Origin of the sequence: Vibrio scophthalmi LMG 19158 (genome assembly GCF_000222585.1) — a bacterium.
GTDB lineage: Bacteria > Pseudomonadota > Gammaproteobacteria > Enterobacterales > Vibrionaceae > Vibrio > Vibrio scophthalmi.
The window spans coordinates 40,158-47,113 of sequence record NZ_AFWE01000068.1 but is presented as its reverse complement, the minus strand read 5'-3'; the positions used below and the strand labels follow the sequence as shown (position 1 = coordinate 47,113).

The window sequence follows — 6,956 nt, the reverse complement described above, 5'->3', positions numbered from 1 at the left end:
TTAAGTATTAAGTATTAAGTATTAAGTATTAAGTGTTTAATTTAAATAAAAAAGCGCCGTGCTGGGTAATGCCAGTCAGTTAAGCTGACTGGCATTTTTTCGAGCCTGTAATTTAAATTGGGTTTCAGTTTCACCCAACGAGGATAATTTCTATCGTCTCTTCGGGGTGGTAGGATAAACATGGATATTGGCTGTAGTAGCACTTCATAGTGTTTAGGGAGTTTCCCTGGACTCGTTAAAGGTAAAGCTGCAAAGTATTGAGTCACAGCCATGGCACTACTCGTAGAGCTTAATTGGTTCGGCCAAACGCTATCTAAATTACTCGCTGCCTTTGTCATAACCTGCCTTATAAGGTTATAGGCTAACAAAATCCCCCAGAGCTCCTGTCTAACCATATCTGGGCGCTTACTTCGCAATGTATATTCACTATCAAGCAAGGTTTGCTTCATTTCTCTATAGCCTAATTCGATTTCCCAGCGATAGCGATAGAGCTCTACAATGTCTTCTCCAGGAAAGCGCAACCCATCACGCATTGAGGTAAGAACCTGATACTCCTTACCTTTGATGACTTTCGATACCAACCTTGCTTCTATTATTTCAGGCAGGTCACTGAATTTCTTCCTTGCCTGAGGTGATGTTTTTATAGCAACGATAGCATCACTCTGGCTGTATTTATGGACAACGTCATACTGAAAGTCTTTTCTCACAGGGAGCATCCAATGCCTTTCTTGACCGACTTTGTTCCAGCGATTAAGCAGTCCTAAAGAGTAATATCCTTTGTCAAAAATAGTCAGTGATTGATCTGGCGTTTGTTCAATAAGCTCTTCTGCGAGACGCATTTCGCTGGTGCGATAGTCAGAGAATGCACTATCGATTAGCTGATGACTTGTAAGCTCCATCAAGCAAACCATACGGATCTTAGGGTAAATATTCTCAGATGATTGATTGCGCTGCGCTTTAAACTCTTGATGATTTTCGGGTGTATCTGTCGTTCTCCAAACGACACCATCGACGGATAGAAGGTTTAGTCCACACCAAGTTTCGAAGTTAGACGACTGATAGCTGTGCGCAGCCATCTTCTTAAAGACTTGCTTTACACCTTCTTCGCCTAATCTCTGTCTCGCTTGAACAACAGCACTTGGTGCAACAAAACGTCGTTTGTCTGGCAGGACAATATCGAGTTGGTTAGCAATATCCCAAACAGATTGTTGACGAAAGAGACTCATTCCAACAACGGACCAAAGTACGGCTTCTAAAGGTAACCGTCTTCTTCTAACGGTTGCTACACCAGCTTGCTCAAAACCTTGCTGGATAAGCTCTGGACTAAGAATGTCAGAGTATTTATCAAAGTGGTGGAAGGTATTACACGACCGAAAAGTATTGGCAAGTTGGCTTTCTAAAGACATAAAAAATCCGATATTAGTTTCCTAATATCGGATTTTGAAGCCTTTTGAGGATCGGTCAAATGATCTCACAAATTTCTTAACTGATCGGCATTACGCCGTGCTGGGCGCTTTTTGTAAATATTAAAGGTTAACTAAGGTTACGACTGCTTAGCTGTTTCTAGCTTAGCGCCTTTACCTGCTTGCTTCTTTTCAAAGCGAGAAATCCACAACCATGCAATGCCAGAGAATACTGCTGTCATGAACACGTTGATGAAGAAGGCTTGAACTAGGTCAACACCTGTTGGGAAGGCTGACGCTGTCATGCTCACAACGAAGATACCAATAAGCACTGATACCACTGCCATACCTTGAACTCGAGTACCCATGCGGAAATCACGCGGTGTGTCGTCATGCTTCAAGCGGAACACAAAGTACGCCACCATGATGAAGATAGGCGGTAACATTGCGGTACCCGCTGTTAGGTTGATTGCTGTGTTCATCATGTCTTGTACTGATTCAGAGCCGAAGCCGTTAACCACAAGCATCACGAATACAAACGCAAACTGCCACCATGCTGCACGAACTGGAACACCATGTTCATTTAGCTCTGTTGTTTTCTCACCGTAAACACCTTTAGGAATTTCAGAGAAGTGGATTTTCACTGGTGCTGCTGTCCACATCATCATTGAACCAAACATAGCAACGAATAGAACGATACCAACGAAGCGACCCGTCATAGATTCAGAGATGTTGAAGAACTGAGCCATGCCAGTAAAGATTTCAACCATGCCGCCTGCATAGGTTAGATCTTCACGAGCAACGAACACATTTACCAACAGTGAGCCTACTGCGTACATTGTACCGATAGCGATACCTGCACCGATGATGACCTTGATGAAAGATTTGTGACCACCTTTTACATCGTTTAGGTAAGCCGCTGCTGTTTCTGCACCGCCCGCTGCTTGGAAGATCCAACACATGATGCCTAGTGTCGCCCAGTTGATGGTAGGAGACATTGCTTGAAGTGTGATTGGTTCTGCTGGTACATGATCACCACCTAGTGCCATTAGTGCACCGATAACGTAGATAGCGAATAGTGCGAATACACCGTAAGCCACGATTTCAGAGATCTTGCCTAGCCAGCTCGCACCCTTAGTCGAAATGTGCGTTGCAGCAGCAAATAGAACAATCGAGATCACCGAAGTCACTAGTGGAGAGAAGGCGTATTCGTAGCCCAGCATTGCGTAAGATGCGTAAGCAATGACGTTTGGTAGTAGAGAGACAAACCAGAATAGGTTTACGAACCAGTATAAAAACGAGCCCAAATAGGCCGCTTTAGAGCCTAATGGTTTTTTAAGCCAGTCGTACATGCCTGACTCAGAATTTTTATTTGCTGATACGAATTCAGCAATAATGAATACGAACGGAATGAAGTAAATAAGGGTCGCAAGCAAAAAGATAGGAGCAGAACTTAATCCCAATTCGATGTTGTTGTTTACGATGTTGCGAACGTTAAATACCGCTGCAAATGTCATGGAAAGCAGGGCAAATTTGCCTAACTTACCGCGTACAGATTCAGACATAGTGTCCTCCGAGGAATCACGTAATTATAGTCGTTATTTCTCAATGCTTCCTTGTAGGGAGGAAGCATTGAGGTTTTGTTCAGCATGTCTGAGCCTTGAACGGCAAGGCTCAGACATACTGTGAATAGATAGCGTTATTGTTTACTTATTGAGGAAGTAACCGTCTTCAATGGTCACTTTCAGCACGACCTTGCGAACGCGGTTATCACCATGGAAGCGGTAGGCCTTGCTGTTATCAAAGATCGCCACTTGGCCTTCTACCAGTTCACGAGTTTCGCCGTTACCCATTAGGTGTTCACGGTCGGTCTCATCGCTGTAAGGTCGGATTTGTTCTAGCTCTGATTTCGCTGCGAACTCGACAGTTTCACGACCCTCTAGGTAGAAGTGCACATCGAAGTAACGACGGTTGCCGGTGAAGTTCTCAGTGTTGCGAGCTACGCCGTCTTCAATCATGTAAGCCAGCGAGTCACCAATGGAATACATCACGCCATCTTTGATGTTGCCGATGTTTTCTATCGCTTCTACACAGCGTTGCCATTTACGACCATCGCGGTAAACGACTTTAAATTGTTCTAAGTTCTCTAAAACGATCATCGTTTATGCCTCGTTCTGTTGTGGTTGAGTCGCTGGTGTATTTGCCGTGAAGAACTCATCACCAAAGTTATGATTGATTAGTTGCTGCGCGTCGCAATCGCCTGCTTTGAATGGAATCAGAGTTAAACCGTAGCGGAACTCATCCATGTACACGCGATAAGAATCGAGCACTTCGCTGCCCCAAGAGTTAGAGCCTAAGCCCATAACTTGGTGATCTAGGTTTAACGTGATGTAACCGCTTTTCTCTAGCTCAATGGTGTGCTGTGCTTGATGCAGATTTTGGTTGGTGTAGAACCACGCGCTGAAGTTGATTTCTTGCTGTGGTTTTACTGCAATACCATTGCCAGCGCGACTTGAAAGCGCCGCCCAACGAACGTGTTGGCGGTTGCCGTTGTTTTGTGGGAACGGGTAGTTCTCGAACATGTCTGCAACGGTTGATTGGTACACATCAATCATGTTGGCTTGCTTGCTGTCTTGGTAGTTCTCTTCAGGGCCGCGTCCGTAGTATTGAACTTGGTCGAAGTCGCCATTAATGCCCATATCAAAACCAATCACAGGAATTACATGAGGGTAATTACCGTAACGTTCGCCGCTTAGCTCAACGTTCAATTGGCCTTCAGCATTGATTTGGTAGCGATATTCACAACGCATACCGAAATCGAATACTGGTGGAGCAATGATGCTGGTGGTGGTGATCTCTACCTTGCCGTTGTTCTGTTCAACATTCAGCGTGCGGAAATGCTCCTGCATGATCTGTAGATGTGCAGGTTCCCAGTAACCATCGTGCTCTTGCTTGTGGTTATCGATCATTGGCTTGAAGAAGTTGAGTCTTGGTTCTGACTTAATCATCTCTTCGCCATTGACTAGCCATGACGTCAGCTTGCCGTTCACTTTCGAGAAGTTCAGTGCAAAGTTGTGGCCTTTGATTAGATAAGCTAAGCGAGATTCTTCAACATTCAGTGCTGTCGCATTGTTGTTAGTGAAGGCTTCTAGCTGTGCCGTGTTCTCTTTCACTTGGAATTGGTAAACCGCAATATCGTGGTTCGCTTCGCTGTAAGGCGTGCGAGAATCCTTGCGAACAGTAAAGTTAACAAACACTTCGCGCTCATCAAGTTGTGGCAAGTTAAGTGTCAGTTCACGGCTAGAGTTTTCTGCCAGCTCTTCAACCTTGATATGTTGCACAGCAATGGTTTCGCCTTCAGCACGGATTTCCGCAGTGATGGTGTAATCATCAATGTTTGAGAACCACAGCTTGTTATCAACGGTGAATGTGCCAGTTTGCGTATCGAAATCGCGAAGCTTCACTGGGGCAATCACTTGCTTGTACTCTTTCAAACCTGGGCCTGGTGTTTGGTCTGGGTAGATCAAACCGTCCATGCAGAAGTTGTAGTTGTTCGGGTAGTCACCGTAGTCGCCACCGTACTTGTAGAACTCTGTACCCGCTTCATCATGTGCGAGAATACCATGGTCACACCATTCCCAAACATAGTGACCTTGAATTGCATCGTGCTTGTAGAACACGTTTTGGTATTCGGTTAAGCCACCTGGGCCGTTACCCATTGCGTGTGCGTATTCACAGATAATGCGTGGCTTTTCATGTGGGAACTCGCCGAATGCATTCATCAACTGAGCACGTGAGTACATGGTAGAGATAACATCAACCACTTCAGCATCACGGTCTTCTTCGTAGTGAACCAAGCGGGTGTCATCAATCGCTTTTGCCGCATCGTACATAGCACGGATGTTGCAGCCGTAGCCTGATTCATTACCTAGAGACCACATGATGATAGAAGGGTGGTTCTTCTGAGCGTGGATATGACGTTCTATACGTTCAACAAATACAGCTTCCCATGCAGCATCGTTAGTGATGCGGCTTAGGTCGCCAACGTTAGCAAAGCCGTGTGTTTCGACATCGGTTTCGCCCATAACAAAAAGGCCGTAGATATCACATAGCTCGTAGAAGCGTGGGTCGTTTGGATAGTGCGCGGTACGGACTGAGTTGATATTGTGTTGCTTCATCAATACTAAGTCTTTCTCAACGCGATCCATGCCAACTGCGCGACCTTTAAGGTGGTCGTTGTCATGACGGTTTACACCATGAAGCATTATGTATTTGTTGTTGATGTAGAACAGACCATCGCGAACTTTAATGTCTCGGAAACCAACACGTTGTGGAATCACTTCTAGTACTTTGCCGTCTGAGTCTTTGAGTGTTAGCAACAGTTGGTAAAGGTATGGATTTTCAGCATTCCATTGAACTGGGTTCACCACATCGATAGAGAATTGAGTATCTGCATTGCCGTCGACAGTTAAGCTATCTACTGAGCCTTGCGAGATTACTTGGCTGCCATCGAGCAATGCGTACTCAAGGGTTGCGTTAGTCGCTGCTGCTAGGTTTTCTAGCACAACGTTGCACGAAAGGGTGGCGCTTTGGTAAGCATCGTCAAAATCAGTACGAATCGTTAGGTCTTGAACATGAAGTTGTTCTTTACCAACAAGGTAAACATCACGGAAGATACCGCCTGTCCACCACATGTCTTGGTCTTCAATGTAGGTGGAATCTGCCCACTGCATCACGCGAATAGAAAGTAGGTTGTTGCCTGCTTTTACGTGGCTAGAGATATCGAATTCAGCGGTGAGTCGGCTGCCCTTGCTGAAACCGACATAGTCACCGTTTACGTAAACTTCAAAGTATGTTTCTACACCATCAAACTTGATGATGGTTTGCTTGTCGTTCCAGCTGTCGCCGAGGAAGAACGAACGTTGGTATGCGCCAGTTGGGTTGTCTGACGGTACGAAAGGTACATCAATCGGGAATGGGAAACCTTCATCTGTGTATTGAAGGTCACCGTGGCCTTCCATCTGCCACATGTTTGGCACCGTAATATGGCCCCAATCGCTCATCTCTTGAGAGTAAAATTCTTCAGGAACCAAGAGCGGGTTTGTGAAATAGCTGAAATTCCATTGGCCACTCAGTAATTGGAAGTGGCTGCTTAGTTCACGTTGAAATGTTTTAGCGGTTTTTTCTGATGCGTATGAGAAGAAGTAAGCACGTGGTGCCATACGGTTTTCATGTAAGTTCAGGAAGTTTTCCCAGTTGTTCACGTTGCCTCTCTCTCGGCCTATTTGAATGCTAGCCGACGTTCTTATGCGTAATTGGGTCGTAATGAATACGAGTATTTTTGGACTGAGGTAATTATTAGTAAAACTTTTACTAAATGAAATTGGTGAAAACGTTTTACTTTAACTCCATCACGTTTTTTAGGGGCTTTTTACAGTGCTGTGTGATCCACTTAAAATAATGCTATTCGGTGCTTTAGACGGAGGATTTTATAAGGGAGAGGGCCAATTAAAAGTGATGTATCAGGTATAAAAAAGGCCACCCGACATATAG

Annotated in this window: 4 protein-coding genes; all 4 read right to left on the bottom strand. The window is 45.0% G+C overall.

Features of this window, described 5'->3' with window-relative positions:
* Positions 1-41: 41 nt before the first annotated feature.
* The 4 genes from RH88_RS04605 to ebgA all read right to left on the bottom strand — a co-directional run bounded on the left by RH88_RS04605 (position 42) and on the right by ebgA (position 6,667).
* Positions 42-1,406 (bottom strand): IS4 family transposase, encoded by a 1,365-nt coding sequence (locus RH88_RS04605; RefSeq protein WP_005593781.1) that lies wholly within the window; start codon positions 1,404-1,406, stop codon positions 42-44.
* A gap of 137 nt (positions 1,407-1,543) precedes the next feature.
* Positions 1,544-2,968, bottom strand: a complete 1,425-nt coding sequence (locus RH88_RS04600) for an amino acid permease (protein ID WP_005593779.1) — start codon at positions 2,966-2,968, stop codon at positions 1,544-1,546.
* A gap of 141 nt (positions 2,969-3,109) precedes the next feature.
* Positions 3,110-3,562 (bottom strand): beta-galactosidase subunit beta, encoded by a 453-nt coding sequence (locus tag RH88_RS04595; protein WP_005593778.1) that lies wholly within the window; start codon positions 3,560-3,562, stop codon positions 3,110-3,112.
* A 3-nt stretch (positions 3,563-3,565) separates the two neighbouring features.
* Positions 3,566-6,667 (bottom strand): beta-galactosidase subunit alpha, encoded by a 3,102-nt coding sequence (gene ebgA, locus RH88_RS04590; protein ID WP_005593777.1) that lies wholly within the window; start codon positions 6,665-6,667, stop codon positions 3,566-3,568.
* Positions 6,668-6,956: the final 289 nt, after the last annotated feature.